At 49.5% G+C, this 14624-nt stretch carries 16 protein-coding genes and 2 tRNA genes; 12 read left to right on the top strand and 6 right to left on the bottom strand.

Going from position 1 to position 14624, the window contains the following annotated elements:
• Window positions 1-213 precede the first annotated feature (213 nt).
• Window positions 214-1665: a mannose-1-phosphate guanylyltransferase/mannose-6-phosphate isomerase gene (locus CSR02_RS14095; protein WP_099542071.1), complete on the bottom strand. Its 1452-nt coding sequence runs from the start codon at window positions 1663-1665 to the stop codon at window positions 214-216.
• A gap of 68 nt (window positions 1666-1733) precedes the next feature.
• Here CSR02_RS14095 and CSR02_RS14090 point away from each other — a divergent pair, with 68 nt between their 5' ends.
• Window positions 1734-1946 (top strand): hypothetical protein, encoded by a 213-nt coding sequence (locus CSR02_RS14090; protein ID WP_099542070.1) that lies wholly within the window; start codon window positions 1734-1736, stop codon window positions 1944-1946.
• A 359-nt stretch (window positions 1947-2305) separates the two neighbouring features.
• Here the strand turns inward: CSR02_RS14090 and CSR02_RS14085 are convergent, their stop codons facing one another.
• Entirely contained in the window at window positions 2306-2920 is a 615-nt protein-coding gene (locus CSR02_RS14085) for a DedA family protein (RefSeq protein ID WP_244177024.1), read from the bottom strand.
• Between the two features lie 319 nt (window positions 2921-3239).
• On the opposite strand from CSR02_RS14085, the gene CSR02_RS14080 reads away from it, so the two are divergent.
• Window positions 3240-4490 (top strand): UbiH/UbiF/VisC/COQ6 family ubiquinone biosynthesis hydroxylase, encoded by a 1251-nt coding sequence (locus CSR02_RS14080; RefSeq protein WP_042787602.1) that lies wholly within the window; start codon window positions 3240-3242, stop codon window positions 4488-4490.
• Window positions 4491-4503: 13 nt separating this feature from the next.
• On the top strand, window positions 4504-5361 hold the full coding sequence (cysE, locus tag CSR02_RS14075; RefSeq protein WP_373319845.1) for a serine O-acetyltransferase: 858 nt from the start codon (window positions 4504-4506) through the stop codon (window positions 5359-5361).
• 99 nt (window positions 5362-5460) lie between these two features.
• Here cysE and CSR02_RS14070 read toward each other — a convergent pair whose 3' ends face one another.
• On the bottom strand, window positions 5461-5799 hold the full coding sequence (locus CSR02_RS14070) for a P-II family nitrogen regulator (RefSeq protein ID WP_042787600.1): 339 nt from the start codon (window positions 5797-5799) through the stop codon (window positions 5461-5463).
• Window positions 5796-6107: a hypothetical protein gene (locus CSR02_RS16670; RefSeq protein WP_167384156.1), complete on the bottom strand. Its 312-nt coding sequence runs from the start codon at window positions 6105-6107 to the stop codon at window positions 5796-5798. The genes CSR02_RS14070 and CSR02_RS16670 overlap by 4 nt, the downstream gene beginning before the upstream one ends.
• Between CSR02_RS16670 and CSR02_RS14065 the strand changes: the two genes are divergently transcribed.
• Both CSR02_RS14065 and CSR02_RS14060 read left to right on the top strand, forming a co-directional pair.
• Window positions 6079-7419, top strand: coding sequence for a UDP-glucose dehydrogenase family protein (locus tag CSR02_RS14065; protein ID WP_099542069.1), 1341 nt, complete (start codon window positions 6079-6081; stop codon window positions 7417-7419). The two genes, CSR02_RS16670 and CSR02_RS14065, sit on opposite strands and share 29 nt — an antisense overlap.
• A gap of 134 nt (window positions 7420-7553) precedes the next feature.
• Window positions 7554-7799, top strand: a complete 246-nt coding sequence (locus CSR02_RS14060; RefSeq protein ID WP_099542068.1) for a hypothetical protein — start codon at window positions 7554-7556, stop codon at window positions 7797-7799.
• 64 nt (window positions 7800-7863) lie between these two features.
• On the opposite strand, the gene CSR02_RS14055 is transcribed toward CSR02_RS14060, so the two are convergent.
• Together CSR02_RS14055 and upp are read right to left on the bottom strand one after the other, a co-directional pair.
• Window positions 7864-8115: a hypothetical protein gene (locus CSR02_RS14055; RefSeq protein ID WP_042787597.1), complete on the bottom strand. Its 252-nt coding sequence runs from the start codon at window positions 8113-8115 to the stop codon at window positions 7864-7866.
• Window positions 8116-8153: 38 nt separating this feature from the next.
• Entirely contained in the window at window positions 8154-8822 is a 669-nt protein-coding gene (upp, locus tag CSR02_RS14050; protein WP_099542067.1) for a uracil phosphoribosyltransferase, read from the bottom strand.
• 85 nt (window positions 8823-8907) lie between these two features.
• On the opposite strand from upp, the gene CSR02_RS14045 reads away from it, so the two are divergent.
• From CSR02_RS14045 to glf, 7 genes are all read left to right on the top strand, one after another.
• Window positions 8908-10287, top strand: coding sequence for a glycosyltransferase family 4 protein (locus CSR02_RS14045; protein ID WP_099542074.1), 1380 nt, complete (start codon window positions 8908-8910; stop codon window positions 10285-10287).
• Window positions 10288-10346: 59 nt separating this feature from the next.
• On the top strand, window positions 10347-10832 hold the full coding sequence (gpt, locus tag CSR02_RS14040) for a xanthine phosphoribosyltransferase (protein ID WP_042787595.1): 486 nt from the start codon (window positions 10347-10349) through the stop codon (window positions 10830-10832).
• Between the two features lie 58 nt (window positions 10833-10890).
• A tRNA-Pro gene (locus CSR02_RS14035) sits at window positions 10891-10967 on the top strand.
• A gap of 23 nt (window positions 10968-10990) precedes the next feature.
• Window positions 10991-11296 (top strand): ETC complex I subunit, encoded by a 306-nt coding sequence (locus tag CSR02_RS14030; protein ID WP_099542066.1) that lies wholly within the window; start codon window positions 10991-10993, stop codon window positions 11294-11296.
• Window positions 11297-11332: 36 nt separating this feature from the next.
• Window positions 11333-11409 (top strand) — tRNA-Arg (locus CSR02_RS14025).
• Between the two features lie 88 nt (window positions 11410-11497).
• Window positions 11498-13249: a glycosyltransferase family 2 protein gene (locus CSR02_RS14020; RefSeq protein ID WP_099542065.1), complete on the top strand. Its 1752-nt coding sequence runs from the start codon at window positions 11498-11500 to the stop codon at window positions 13247-13249.
• Window positions 13250-13410: 161 nt separating this feature from the next.
• Window positions 13411-14562: a UDP-galactopyranose mutase gene (gene glf, locus CSR02_RS14015; protein ID WP_042787698.1), complete on the top strand. Its 1152-nt coding sequence runs from the start codon at window positions 13411-13413 to the stop codon at window positions 14560-14562.
• The last annotated feature ends 62 nt before the right edge of the window (window positions 14563-14624 follow it).

The raw sequence follows: 14624 nt of genomic DNA, 5'->3' as shown, positions 1-14624 counted from the left end.
CGAGTGGTTTAAGGAACTGGTCTTGAAAACCAGCGTGCGGGGAACCGTACCGTGGGTTCGAATCCCACCCCATCCGCCAGCACATTATTTTTTAATAAATAAAACGTTCTGTTACGTCGCGAACAGGGACGTAACTATGGTACAACACCCCAATTATTTGGCAGAACACTGTAGGCAATAAAGCTTTTGCCATGAATGTTCCGCCTGTTTGAATTATGAGCGTGCGTAAACATCTTCTAGCCGTACAATATCATCTTCACCGAGATAAGGGCCGGACTGAACTTCAATAAGGGTAAGGGGAATCTTGCCCGGATTTGCAAGCCTATGGACGGTTCCAAGTGGCAGGTAAACACTTTCGTTTTCTCGCACCAAAATCTCGTCCTTATCCCGCGTGACAAGAGCTGTGCCGGCAACAACAACCCAGTGTTCCGCACGATGAAAGTGTTTTTGTAAGGAAAGCTTTTGGCCAGGCTCTACATGGATTCTTTTAACCTGGAATCGATCTCCTTCAGTGAGGCTTTCATAAAAACCCCACGGCCGATACATGCGGTTATGCTGCGTGGCTTCTCGGCGTCCAGCGTCTTTAAGGCGTGTGACCATCTTTTTAATATTTTGTGCATGATCGCGGTGTGCCACCATGACGGCATCACCCGTTACAACAACAATCAGGTCCTTTACGCCTGTTACGGTTGTCACGATACCATCTGAACGGACGTAACAGTTTTTGGAATCATCAAGAAAAACGTCACCAAAAGTCGCATTGCCATCTGCATCTTTTGGCGTGATTTCCCAAATCGCATCCCAGCTTCCAATGTCAGACCATCCAAAGGCGGCAGGGACTACAGCAGCAACCTTTGTGCGTTCCGCTACAGCATAATCTATTGAAATATCAGGGCATTCCTTAAAGGAAGCAGGTGCCAGACGTTCGAAATCACGGTCAGAGACACGGTTTTGAACAGCTTCTTTTACATGAGAGAAAATTTTTGGCTCAAAGGTTTCAATTTCACGCAGTAGAACGCTGGCTTTTGCAATAAACATGCCAGAATTCCAGGAATATCGCTCATCTTGCACAAGTTCTTTTGCGCGGGCTGCATCGGGTTTTTCAATGAACTGCTGAATATGGTAAGCACCCGGAACAGATTTCAGTTCTGTTCCGCGTTCAATATAGCCATAGCCCGTTTCCGGTTTTGTCGGGCGCATACCAAAAGTTGTAATGTAACCTTCAGATGCAGCCTGAACCGCAGAATAAAGTGCTTTTTTCAGGAGTTCCTGATCCTGAATGGCAGCATCTGCGGCCATGATCCACAAAATGGCATCAGGGTCTTTCTCAGTAACTAAAAAAGCTGCCGCAGCGATGGCGGGTGCAGAATTGCGCCCAACAGGTTCCAGAAGGATCTGGCTGTCTGTAATGCCAATTTCACGGAGTTGTTCTGCCACGATAAAACGATGTGCTTCGTTGCAGATCACAACAGGGCTGCCCAAGTGCGCATTAACGCCACGCATGGCGGTTTCCTGCAACAGGGTTTGGCTGGAAAGAAGGGGCCAAAACTGCTTTGGAAAACTGCTGCGAGAGACCGGCCAGAGACGACTGCCGGAGCCGCCAGAAAGAATGACGGGCACGATAGCGCTGGGTGTGGAGTTTATTGCGGCAGAATGAGAAGGCATGAAAAACGGGAGCCTTTATCTAATTTAAACAGATGACAGGTTATTGAAAGACTTAGTAGATATCTTACATGGCTTTTGGGACAGAAGTATGCCATTTGGCAACATTCTACCGCCTGCGCTATTTCCACGATAACAAATGGCACGCCAATGGCTCTTCGGCGGATGACATTGGCAAATGCAGGCTGTTCAGCTCAGTCTTGCTGCTAACTGGTGTAGTTACGGCGGTTGTAGGCGATTATGCTGTTCAGTCTGCCAGTTTTAAATTTCGACTATTTTATTAACAAATGAAAAATGATTCAGTGAATGTCATTACTTCAGAAATATTACAGAAAATATAACATGAATGATGGCATGCAGGAGAGAGATGAGAGTCTTTTAAGAGGTTTCAGATTTCTTTTCAGTCGCCAAACATCCCCTGCGCATGCAGTGACGATGAAGAAACAGGTCACCTTTCCCCCACGAAGATTCGTGTTGCCATGGAGACCATTTGTGGCCCAATAGCCGGCAGATTAAACGTGATCTAAACCATCTCATACGTGAGCACTTTAATTGAATAAGAGCAATATTGCCGTGCGCTTATAACAGCAGTTTTGCCGGGGAGAAAATGCATGCGAACTGTTTGTTGGAAAAGAGCGTGCCTTTAAGCTGGAGGGAACTGCCCTGTTTTGGCTTCGGCCAATGCGCGTTGCATCAGTTTTTTTTCATTCTTTTTCAAGAAGATGGCACATCCTACAAGGCATGCCGCGCCAATAATGCCAACAGCCGTGCCAACTTTGCCAGATAGTTTGGTAATCTGGTTTCCAAGGATGTAAGTGCCCAAGGCGTAGCCGCCTGCCCAACACGTTCCGCCTAGTGCGTTGAACAGCATAAAGCGCGGCCAACGTAACTGGCATGCACCAGCCAGAAGCGCGACAAACACGCGTGCAACAGAAATAAAGCGACCAAAAAAAACAATAGCGTCACCATGATGGTGAAACAGATATTCCCCTAAAAGCAGGCGGTCTGCTGTTAGTCCGATTTTGGCACCATGTTTCTGTAAGAGTGGCAGCCCAACATGACGCCCGATCAGGTAGCCAAAATTATCGCCAATAACAGCTCCTAAAATTGCAGCTGCAGTAACCCCCTCAATAGCCAAGTGATGCGTTTTAAGGCTGTAAAGCGCTGCCGTAATAATGCAGGTTTCCGCGGGCAGGGGCAGGCCCATGCTTTCCATCATGACAATTATGGTAACAATGCCATACCCATAATGCTGCAACAGATAGTCTAGGTGCTCAAGCAGTGGAAATGATCCTTAAAAATTTATGGAACGTGAAAAAAGCTGGCAAACCATGATGGAATCCGAAAATGCAGGCTAGTGTCTTTCACGCATGGCAAGATTGCAGCTTGTGCCATTGTGGATGGCTTGGAGCGGCCAGTGAGATATGTATGTGCTTAATGCGTTGTAATGAAGTGATTTTTTGTTGGCTTGGTACAAATTCATTACAAGCGAAAGAGGGTGGTGTATAGAATGTTTCAGAATTGGAGAAGATGCGCCTGAAAGCTATGGCGCAGTAAACTTGAGGACCAGAGAACCCATGCACCAGACATCCCATGCTGCCACAGCAGAGGCAGGATCATCGCAGATGGCCGTTCCGGATGTGGATGTCTGCATTATTGGTGCCGGGCCTGTGGGGGGAACACTTGCCTGCCATCTGGCGCAGGCCGGTATCAAGGTGGCTGTGGTGGATAAAGCAGATCTGCCACCTATGGAACACCCGGATTTTGATGGTCGTGCGTATGCTATTGCAGCAGGCCCCAAGGCTTATTTGGAAGAAGCCGGCGTGTGGGAGGCATTGCCTCTGCCATCCTGCCCGATTGAGGATATTTTGGTAACGGATGGGCGCCCGGGTGAGCCTGCATCCCCGTTATTTCTGGAATTCACGCGTGAAGATGCCAATCAGCCTTTTGGATGGATGATTGAGGCCCGTTCCTTGCGCGTGGCATTAAACGCCAGCTTGCATACCACGCCAGAAATTACGCTGTTGGCACCGGCTGAAGCCTCTATTGTACGGCGTAAGGAAGGCGCAACCGTTACCTTGCAGGATGGCCGCAGCTTTCAGGCAAAGCTTATTGTGGCAGCAGATGGGCGTAAAAGCCGCCTGCGTTCTCAGGCTGGTATTCCGCTCACGCGCCTGTCTTATGGCCAAACAGCGATTGTTTGCGCCATTGCGCATGAGTTCCCGCATGATAACAGCGCGCTTGAACATTTTCTGCCAGCAGGACCGTTTGCCCAATTGCCTTTGCCGGGTAATGAAGAGCACCCCTATATGTCTGCCATTGTATGGAGCGATCACGATGGTTTGGCAGAACGTTTTGCTGCGCTGCCAGATGATGTGTTTGCCATGCAGCTTCAGCGGCGGATGGGCAATAACCGCTTAGGGCAGGTCAAGCCAGTGGGGCGGCGATGGACGTATCCTTTGTCTGCTCAGTATGCGCAGCGTTACACGGATACGCGCATGGTGCTGGTGGGGGATGCCGCGCATGGTATTCACCCCATAGCCGGGCAGGGGCTTAATCTGGGTTTTCGGGATATTATTGCACTCAGCAAAATTCTTATTGCCGCACATAAACATAATAAGGATCTGGGAGCGCCAGAACTTCTGGCGCGTTATCAGGCAGAATGTCGCCCGGCCAATATGCTAATGTTGGCCGCAACCGATGTGCTGGACAGATTGTTCAGCAACAATAATCCGGTTTTAAGGTTTGCGCGTGATGTTGGTATTGCTGGCGTAAACCGCTTGCCGGCGTTGCGGAAGGCTTTTGTAAAGCACGCTATGGGGTTGTAAAATGGACATAGCAATGAACGACAGCATACAGGCTGCCGTCAAGGCCAGCCATTTTGATGAAGACAGTTCAATCTGTGCGCCACAGCTGGGTGTGCTTTGGCAGCAGATGACACAGCAGGCCTGTGTCTGTCATGATCCATTGGTAAAAGGCTTGCTGGCGACAGGCGTGCGCAGCCATTCTGATTTTTCTTCTGCACTGGCGGCGTTGATTGGCCGCAAGTTGGGGGATCGCTCTGTAGCATCCGATGCGTTGGCTGAACTGGTTAAGGAAGGATTTGATGCAGACCCGGACATTGTCTGCGCCGCTGCCGCTGATTTGTTGGCGATTCGAGAACGAGACCCAGCCTGCCCGGATTTTGTAACGCCTTTCCTATTCTTTAAGGGCTATCAGGCTGTGCAAACATATCGGGTGGCCCATTGGTTATGGGCGGAAGGGCGGCGCCATTTGGCGCTGCATCTGCAAAGCCGTGCATCAGAATTGTTTGCTGTGGATATTCACCCGGCAGCGCAGCTTGGCCGACGGATTTTGTTTGACCATGGCACAGGCATTGTGGTGGGGGAAACCAGCATTATAGAAGATGACGTGTCTATTTTGCAGAACGTTACACTGGGCGGCACAGGCAAACATTCGGGAGACAGGCACCCAAAAGTAAGGCGTGGAGTGCTTATTGGTGCTGGTGCAAAGGTTCTGGGAAATATTGAAATTGGTGAGGGTGCTAAAATCGGTGCCGGATCTATTGTGCTGGAACCTGTGCCGCCATTTACAACAGTTGTCGGAAATCCGGCCCGCAAGGTAGGGGTGCGCCATACAGGGCGTATGCCAGCGCTCAATATGGATCAGACGCTGCCACCAATTGATTACATTATCTAACTAAAACGCAGAACCATAACAGCCATCATACTGAAGGAAATCTGCTTTTGCTTCCTTCATTATGATGGTTTCAGAGTAACAAGGCGCGTGAATTCTTGGTTACAGTGCGGTTTCGCCAGATTCCTTTGTGCGAATACGGACTACGCGTGAAATATCACTTACAAAAATTTTGCCATCACCAATTTTGCCCGTATGCGCGGCATTTGCAATGGCTTCCACCACTTGGTCTTCCATGTCATCTTTAATGGCGATTTCCACCTTAATTTTAGGCAGGAAGCTAATGCGGTATTCTGCACCGCGGTAAATTTCGGTCTGACCACGCTGGCGGCCAAAACCTTTTACTTCAGAAACTGTTAGCCCTTGAATACCTAAAGGGGCCAGAGCTTCGCGCACGTCATCAAGTTTAAAGGGCTTGATAATCGCAGTAACCAGTTTCATGCGCTTTTTACTCCATTTAAATGTCCATCTATTCCGTTTCGATAGTGACATATTAAACCGGCTTGCGCTAGGCGAATATTTGGTGAGCGTAAATGTGTATGCTGCGCCAGAAGAAAGCTGCCGTTTTCCGGCTCTGTTCGGTTTTTAATGCCCTTGCAAAGGCAGCAAAAATCAAGATTCACCTTTTCACATTGCGTATGTTGGCTGCACAGGGCATTGATGCCGCAGTTGAGTTCACCTGAACTTTGTACATAAAGCAGGTTGTAACCGTATGGCAGAATGGGAGAAGTGCTCGTGCGTATAGCCATGATTGGCGGCGGATATGTTGGGCTGGTGTCTGGTGCATGTTTTGCTGAGTTTGGGCTGCATGTGGCTGTGGTGGAAACAAATCCAGGCCGCCTTTCTGCTTTGCGCGAAGGTCGCATACCCATTTATGAACCTGGGCTTGATGCCTTGGTTGAAACCAATGCCCGTGCCGGGCGCCTGACATTTGGTGATGATATTGCACAGGCTGTTGCGGGTGCAGATGCTGTTTTTATTGCGGTAGGTACGCCTCCACGTAATGGAGATGGCGCAGCAGATCTCCAATACGTGCATGCGGCAGCGCGGCAGATTGCGCATGCGCTGACTGGCTATGCCGTTATTGTTACAAAATCCACCGTGCCAGTGGGCAGCAGCCGCAGAATTGCAGAAATTATCCGTGCAACACGCCCTGATCTGGATTTTGACGTTGCCTCTAATCCAGAGTTTTTGCGTGAAGGGAGTGCCATTGATGACTGCATGCGCCCAGACCGTGTGATTATTGGTCTGGATCAGAAACAGCCAGAACGTGCACGCCGTGCAGAAGCCGTTATGCAGCGAGTTTACGAACCCCTGAAAAAACTCAATGCCCCGTTGGTATTTACAGGGTTGGAGACAGCTGAACTCACAAAATATGCTTCCAACTCCTTTTTGGCCATGAAAATTTCCTTCATCAATGAAATGGCCGATCTGTGTGAAAAACTGGGGGCCAATGTACAGGATCTGGCTTATGGTATGGGGCTGGATGAGCGTATTGGCAGCCGTTTTCTTAACCCCGGCCCTGGTTATGGTGGATCCTGTTTTCCCAAGGATACGCTGGCACTTTCTCGCATTGCACAGGAAGCCCAAAGTGGGTGCCGTCTTGTAGAAACAACAGTGCAGGTGAACGAGGCCCGTAAGGCAGCCATGGCAGGCCGAATTATTGCGGCATGTGGTGGCTCGGTAAACAATAAAACAGTTGCTGTGCTGGGGCTTACCTTTAAGCCCGAAACAGACGATATGCGAGAATCGTCTTCCATTCCCATTTTGCATCGTCTGGCAGAGGCGGGGGCGCGTTTACAGGCCTATGACCAGGTGGGTATGGAAGCAGCAAAGCCACTCCTGCCGCCAGAAACCACTTATTGTGAGACTGCGCTGGAGTCTGCACAAAATGCGGATGTGCTGGTGGTTCTTACAGAATGGGAACAGTTCCGTTCCATTTCTCCAGAAGCATTGGCGCAGCGGATGCAGGCCAAGATTATTGTGGATTTGCGCAATATTTTTGATCCAGCCGTAATGCGTAAAGCCGGTTTTACCTATCTGTCTGTTGGGCGGCCATAACGCGGGTTCAAAGATATTTCATCTGTTTGCAAAAAGCCGCAGCCAATTTTAAGGCCGCGGCTTTTTTTTATGTGACAAAAGGAGCCGTTATTTATATAGAACAAAAATAGAACTAAAGAGATGAGGAGAGTCTTATGTCTTTATCAGAACGTATTGTATTTCAGCCATTTGTGTGGCGCGGAACACGGTTGGAAGCAGGCACTGCAGTTTTGTGCCGTAACTCGCAGGATGCACACCGCCGGATTGATAAAGTGCGTGCGGGCATTTTATCCGTGGCCGGGGCATTGGTCGTGCGGATGGAAGTTGATGAAGAAGCCGGTGATTACGGAGAGCCAGAATATCTGGAACGTATAGGATGCGTGCCAGAGGCAGAGGACTGATCTGGTCAGAAAACACCCTGTGTTTTTGGTGGTGAGAAACAAGGGTGTTCAGGCGGAACAGATTTTAGGGTGATCCGCCACCACCCGTGCCCAGATAAGCCCCTTGGGCATGGGGTGTTTGCGGGCGGTAACCATCATTTTCATCCAGCGCAGGACCGCCATGTGGATTTTCATCCTCATCCTCAATAATGGGCGGCGGTGCTTTCTGGTGTGTTTTGTCATGGAACAATGGCTGACTGTCCGAGGCAGGTTGCTCATGGCAGGCAGCCAGAGCAAGCAGTAGGCCAGCAAGAACCGTAGCGGATTTCAGTTTCATATCACTATCCACAAAAACGCGTGTAGGGCGATGGGGGGTTAACGCGTGCCAAAAAGGCGATCACCAGCATCACCAAGCCCAGGCACAATGTAACTGTGTTCATCCAGGCCGCGATCAATGGCGCATGTCATGATCTGCACATCTGGGTGTGCTTGTTGCAAGCAGGCAATACCTTGGGGGGTGGAAAGCAGGCAGGTAAACAGAAGCTTGCGGGCCCCTTTTTCCTTCAGCCGTGTAATGGCGGCAGCCGCACTGTGCCCAGTGGCCAACATGGGATCCACGACAATGCAACGGCGAGAAGAAACCTGTGAGGGAAGTTTGAGGTAATATTCCACAGCTTCCAGCGTTTCAGGGTCGCGGTACAAGCCGATATGCCCAACCGGAGCAAAGGGCACCAAATCCAGCATACCATCCAAAAGGCCATTGCCGGCACGTAGAATGGAAATAAAGCAGACATCCGGCCCAGCCAGTTGTTCGCCTTGCATGGGTTCCAGAGGTGTCTGAATTTCTACGGGTTCTAGTGGCAGATCACGGGTGGCTTCATAACACATCAACAAACTCAGTTCGCGCACAAGGCGACGAAAGCCTGCGGTGGAAGTTTCTGCGCGGCGCAAATGGGTGAGCTTGTGCTTGATGAGGGGATGATCCAGCACAAGAGGTGAGACGGGGGTAACAGTATGACTTGTCATGCACCCCTCTATAATCATGGAAAAGTCGGTCTGCCATATTTTCTTGCAGATATGGAATATGTTTTATCCGGATCATGCGGAGAGAGAAAAAGGGAATGCTATTGTGAAGCGGATCTGGATAGATATGGAGGATCTGTTTGCTTTTGCGCAGGCAGGCGCACGGCTTACAGGCATTCAGCGTGTTGTGCTGGAAATCTGTGCAGCTTTTATGGTGGCTCCGCAAATGTCTGCGCAGGTTGGTTTTCTGCGGCATAATATGCAGGGCACAGGCTTTGTGGTGGTGTCCTGGGCGCAGGTGCAGGCCGTCTGGCAAGCTCTCGCCGGGCAAAGTGCGGGTGATGGTGAAAGTCTGCCTATCCGATCATCTTCATCCGCGGCGTTTCCGCATTACGGCCTGCTACAAAAATGCGCGCGGCGTGTGCCATCTTCTCTCCGTGTGCCTGCGGGTAATCTGATCAGAAATACCCGGAGTGCTGTGCAAGCCGGAGATGCTCTGGCGCATGCCATTTGGGATATGGCAGCGCATTGTGTGTTCAAAAAAAGTGATTTTGCGGCGCAGGTGCAGGAGTTTGCCCCAGAACAGGGTGATATTCTGCTTTCCTTAGGGGCATCATGGTCTCATGCTTTATATCAAAACCTGTTGCGGCAATGTCGGCAGCGCTATGGCATGTATATTGGCGTGCTAGTGCATGATCTGGTACCGCTTTTGTGGCCAGAATGGTGCCAACCAGGTTTGCCTGCTGTATTCCGACGCTGGTATGAACAGACTGTGCCGGAATGCGATGTTATTTTTGCCAATTCCGAATCTACACGCCAAGATGTGCTCTCTTATGCCCAGCAGAGCGGTAATCCGCTTTCCATCCCTGTTGTGACGTTGCCAATGGGGTGTGGGTTTTCTGGTGTTTCAAGCGCAGCGTTATCCATCCCAACCCAAATTGAAAAACTGGGGCCGTATGTTTTATGTGCCGGCACGCTGGAAGTTCGTAAAAATCATGCGCTTCTGCTCAGGGTTTGGCGGCGTTTGTTGCTTGAACGGCCTGTTCACACCGTGCCGAAGCTGGTGCTGGCTGGAGGGCAGGGGTGGCTAGTGGATGATCTATTGCAGCAGCTTGAAAATAGCGCATGGCTGAATGGTCATGTTGTATGGATGGATCGACCTTCAGACTGTTTGATGGCCCAGCTTTACCAACAGGCGCAGTTTACAATCTTCCCCTCGTTTTATGAAGGCTGGGGCCTGCCGGTGACAGAGAGCCTGTATTGGGGCAAGCCCTGCCTTTCGTCTTCTACGTCTTCTCTGCCAGAAGTAGGCATGGGGCTGACAGAAATGTTTGACCCTGATAACGCATCGCAGGCATTGGAGCTTGTGCGTAACGTTTTGGATCAGCCACAAAGACTGGCAGCTATGGAGCAACAGATAAAGGCACGTTTTCAGCCAACCAGCTGGAGCTGTGCGGCCGAGACCTTGTGGCAGACAGTGATGTAATGGCCTGACGGCACGATAAAAGCATTGTTTGCGGAATAGATGAAAAAGGGAACGCTTGAATGGCTGTGAATTATGCCACTGTAACATGGGATCAGCTGCACCGGGATGCGCGGGCATTGGCAGAGGCGCTTATGCCTAAAATGCCAGTGAAAGGTATTGTAGCCGTAACACGCGGAGGTTTGATTCCCGCAGCCATTGCGGCGCGTGAGTTGGGGTGCCGTCTGATAGAAACAATTTCAGTCGTGACATACGATGAAGAAGATATGGGCAAGCCCCGCATCATCAAGGAACCCATTGCCGCAGGAGATGGGGAAGGCTTTCTGATTATTGATGATCTGGTTGATTCTGGTGTGACAGCCCGCGTGGTGCGTGAAAAACTGCCCAAAGCCTATTTTGCATGCCTGTATGCCAAGCCAGCAGGCAAGGAGCTGACAGACCTGTTTATTACGGAAGTGCCGCAGGATACCTGGGTTTTGTTCCCTTGGGATACAGCACCTTTGTTTGTGCCCCCGCTTGCAAGAAGCAAAAAAAGCACGGTTGACTGATTTTTTACTCATAGAGGGTTGCCATGCTCGGAATAGACGCTTAAACAAGCGCTCAGTTCGGGGCGTGGCGCAGCCTGGTAGCGCGCGTGTTTTGGGTACACGAGGCCCCCGGTTCGAGTCCGGGCGCCCCGACCATAAATAAAGCGGGAGGCAATATCATGCCAGCGCGTATTTATAGACAGTCAAAGCCTGCTGGGCAGTCCGGTTTAGCCGGAACCAGAAAATGGGTTTTTGAATACGGGCAATCTGCCCCGCGTAAACAGAGCGCCCTTATGGGGTGGACTGGCAGCGCAGATCCACAGTCTCAGATACATTTGTATTTTGATAGCCGTGAGGCCGCAGAAGCCTATGCACAGCGTGAAGCTATTGCATATGTGGTGGAAGAAACAGCCCCGCGGATACGTCGTCCAAAAGTGTATGCAGATAACTTCCGTTATGACCGTATTCAAAACTGGACGCATTGATTTTCTTGCTTTTCCCTATTATGCGTAGGGCGTAAAGCGCCCTTAGCTCAGTTGGATAGAGCAACAGCCTTCTAAGCTGTGGGTCGCTGGTTCGAATCCAGCAGGGCGCGCCAAATTTCTTTAAAATATAGGGTGCAGTAGGCGTTTGTGTGCGCTAAAGCCGGATGTGTTTTTATTCACACTCCGTTTGAAAGTGCTACCATGCTTACGGTTTTGCATCGTCTTATTCTGCCAACCGAAGGGTTGGAGCAATGCGATGCGATGTATGTGCGCCCAGTGCTGCCGGAGTGTATAGCTGAGCCAGCCTCTCAAATTTTTCTGGTGCGGGCAGAGCAGGGTTTTACCTTTGATACATTTTATAATGCCTTTTCCGTCAAAAAGTGGAAGCAAACTGGCGGAATAAGCCGGTTAGCCTTTAGCCTCCGTGCTTCAGGGCAAGGTGAGGTTGTCCTTTTTCATCGTTCCAGCGCAGGTATTGTGACGCCTGTTTGGCGCAAGAAAATTAAGGGTGAAACATGCTGTGTGGAAGAAATTCCCGCGTGGCACACCTTATCTGATGGGCTTATTTATTTCAGTATAACGGCAACTCAGGATTGCAGGGTAGAGGCAGCATATTTTGCAACATCTTCTCCCATGTTGCAGGTGCCACAGTTGGGTGTTGTCATCACCCATTTTAATCGGCAACACTATGTGCGCAATTCCATCCATCGGGTGCGACAGGCACTTTTGCCGGATCCCGCTTATCAGGATTCCATTCATTTTATTATTATAGATAATTCAGCCAATCTTGATCCGGCAGATGTACCTGGTGCCAAGGTTATCAAAAACCACAATTATGGTGGAAGCGGCGGTTTTGCCCGTGGCCTGTTATATCTGAATGAGCAGGGTACGTTCACACATTGCCTGTTTATGGATGACGATATTTCCTGTGAGGTTGAAGCCATTCGGCGTTGCTATGCCATGCTGGCCTATAGCGCGGACAAACAGATTGGTCTGGCCGGTACTTTGCTGGATGATTGCAAGCCGTGGAGTGTGCAGGAAAAAGGGGCTGCGTTTTCCGATGGTGTGTTTCGTGCGCTCCATGTGGGGGAGGATGTCAGGCCCGTAGAAAATTTGCTGAAGCTGGAGCAGGATGCCGGTAAACCCGTGTATGGGGGATGGTGGTTTTTTGCGTTTCGGTTGGATGCTGTATCGGCCTATCCATTTCCCTTTTTTGTGCGGGGAGATGATGCCCTTTTTGGGCTGATGAACCGCTTTAATATTGTAACACTTAACGGCATTGCCTGTTTTTCTGAGCATTTTTTAAGCAAGGAAAATGCCTTTACCCGTTATTTGGGAATGCGTGCCTCTTTGGCCATTTATCTTATGATGGGGGAAGCACGTACTTTGCCAGCGCTAAAAATGATGGGATTGGCTTTTTTATGGTGTGCATTGTCATGCAGGTATCAAAGCGCGCACGCTATTTTATTGGCCTTTCAGGATGTTAATAAAGGGCCAGCATTTTGGCGACAGAATTTGGATTTCATGCCGCTTGCCAAGCGTATTCAAAAAGAAACCACGTGCCGTAAAGATGATATATATTTTCAGTCAGAGCCTTTTATGTATATGGGGCGGCCCGAAACACGCCTTAGAAAATATATCAGGTTACTCAGCTTAAACGGGCATCTTTTGCCGCAATGCTGCCTGTGTAAAACGCCTGTGTATGTTGGGGAATATACACGTGGTTTGTTAGGGCTTACCTTTCGTTACCAGCATATTGTTTATCGTAAATATGAAAGCCAGGATATTTTTGAAGCGGAACTGGATGCGTCGCAGTTCTTTCGTCTTGTAAAAGCATTTATAAAAACAGCTCTTGTTTTTGTTCTAAAAGCTTCAGCTCTCAAGCGTTCCTACCGTAAAAATCTGCCTGAATTGACGGGAAAGAAGTTTTGGCAGCGTGTTTACCGTTCTTGATTGCAAGAATAATGCCGGGCTTCATTATTCTTTCTCTATTATTCACATAAGGCGGTATGGCCTCTGTTCGGCAGATTGTTTATCAAAAAGCTATAAAGCAACGTGCGGTGCGCTAAGTGGTATATCGTGCGGGAACACTGAGCAAAAAGGCTGAAAAACGTATGACCTTCTGTGTTGTGGGCGCTGGATTTAGTGGTGCCGTTATTGCTCGCCATCTGGCAGAACGTGGCCATAAAGTGGTGGTTGTGGATGAGCGTTCTCACATTGGGGGAAACTGTTACACAGAGCGCGATGCTGAAACTGGCGTTATGGTGCATAAATATGGACCACATATTTTTCATACTGCGGATGAGCGGACATGGGCCTATGTGCAAAAATTTGGAACGTTCAAGCCTTATGTAAACCGTGTAAAAGCCATTTCTAACGCGCATGTTTATACATTGCCCGTTAATCTGCTGACCATTAACCAGTTTTTCGGGACCACAATGGGGCCGAAGGAAGCGCGTGCTTTTATTGAAAGCAAGGCAGATAAAAGCATTACAAACCCGCAGTCCTTTGAAGAGCAGGCCCTTAGTATGATTGGCCCGGAATTGTATCGGGCGTTTTTTTACGGATATACGCGCAAACAGTGGGGGCTGGAGCCTACGCAGCTTCCGGCTTCCATTCTCAAGCGTCTGCCATTGCGCTTTAACTATGATGATAACTATTTCAACCATCCATATCAGGGTATGCCCGAAGAAGGATACACTGCTATTGTGCAGAATATCCTGAATGTTGATGGTATTGATGTGCGGTTAGGCTGCTCGTTTGAGAGCCTGAAAGAAGATTTCCAGCACGTTTTCTATACAGGCCCGATTGATCGGTATTTTGGCTTTCGTCTTGGCCGGTTGGGCTACAGAACGCTGGATTTTGAGCGTTTTGTAGATGAAGGAGACCATCAGGGCACTGCTGTTATCAACTACTGTAATGAAGAAGTGCCTTACACCCGCATTTCCGAGCACAAGCACTTTGCCCCATGGGAACAGGATAAGTTCTCCAAAACCGTCTGTTTTCGGGAATATAGCCGTCTGGCAGGGGAAAATGATATTCCCTACTACCCCATTCGGCTGGTGAATGAAAAGAAGATGCTCGAAAGCTATATTGATCTGGCGCGTGCGGAAAAAGGCGTCTCCTTTATGGGGCGTTTGGGTACATACCGTTACCTGGATATGGACGTAACCATTAAGGAAGCCTTGGCCGCGTGCGATGTGATTGATACGGCATTGCAGGCATCGGAACTTTCACTGCCGGCTTTTTTTGTTGATCCTGCCTGAGAGTTATTTTTCGTAATATTTTATAAGATACCCATGCAATATATTTGTATGGGTATTTTTTA

Origin of the sequence: Acetobacter pomorum (assembly GCF_002738225.1) — a bacterium.
Classification (GTDB): Bacteria; Pseudomonadota; Alphaproteobacteria; order Acetobacterales; family Acetobacteraceae; genus Acetobacter; species Acetobacter pomorum.
The sequence above is the reverse complement of the archived record's forward strand: the minus strand, read 5'-3'. Positions and strand labels throughout refer to the sequence as shown.

Excerpts from the sequence above, each read along its gene's own strand:
- CSR02_RS14095 (WP_099542071.1), bottom strand. The coding sequence starts at position 1,665 with ATGCCTTCTCATTCTGCCGCAATAAACTCCACACCCAGCGCTATCGTG.
- CSR02_RS14090 (WP_099542070.1), top strand. The coding sequence starts at position 1,734 with ATGGCTTTTGGGACAGAAGTATGCCATTTGGCAACATTCTACCGCCTG.
- CSR02_RS14080 (WP_042787602.1), top strand. The coding sequence starts at position 3,240 with ATGCACCAGACATCCCATGCTGCCACAGCAGAGGCAGGATCATCGCAG.
- cysE (WP_373319845.1), top strand. The coding sequence starts at position 4,504 with ATGAACGACAGCATACAGGCTGCCGTCAAGGCCAGCCATTTTGATGAA.
- CSR02_RS14070 (WP_042787600.1), bottom strand. The coding sequence starts at position 5,799 with ATGAAACTGGTTACTGCGATTATCAAGCCCTTTAAACTTGATGACGTG.
- CSR02_RS14065 (WP_099542069.1), top strand. The coding sequence starts at position 6,079 with ATGGGAGAAGTGCTCGTGCGTATAGCCATGATTGGCGGCGGATATGTT.
- CSR02_RS16670 (WP_167384156.1), bottom strand. The coding sequence starts at position 6,107 with ATGGCTATACGCACGAGCACTTCTCCCATTCTGCCATACGGTTACAAC.
- CSR02_RS14060 (WP_099542068.1), top strand. The coding sequence starts at position 7,554 with ATGTCTTTATCAGAACGTATTGTATTTCAGCCATTTGTGTGGCGCGGA.
- CSR02_RS14055 (WP_042787597.1), bottom strand. The coding sequence starts at position 8,115 with ATGAAACTGAAATCCGCTACGGTTCTTGCTGGCCTACTGCTTGCTCTG.
- upp (WP_099542067.1), bottom strand. The coding sequence starts at position 8,822 with ATGATTATAGAGGGGTGCATGACAAGTCATACTGTTACCCCCGTCTCA.
- gpt (WP_042787595.1), top strand. The coding sequence starts at position 10,347 with ATGGCTGTGAATTATGCCACTGTAACATGGGATCAGCTGCACCGGGAT.
- CSR02_RS14030 (WP_099542066.1), top strand. The coding sequence starts at position 10,991 with ATGCCAGCGCGTATTTATAGACAGTCAAAGCCTGCTGGGCAGTCCGGT.
- CSR02_RS14020 (WP_099542065.1), top strand. The coding sequence starts at position 11,498 with ATGCTTACGGTTTTGCATCGTCTTATTCTGCCAACCGAAGGGTTGGAG.
- glf (WP_042787698.1), top strand. The coding sequence starts at position 13,411 with ATGACCTTCTGTGTTGTGGGCGCTGGATTTAGTGGTGCCGTTATTGCT.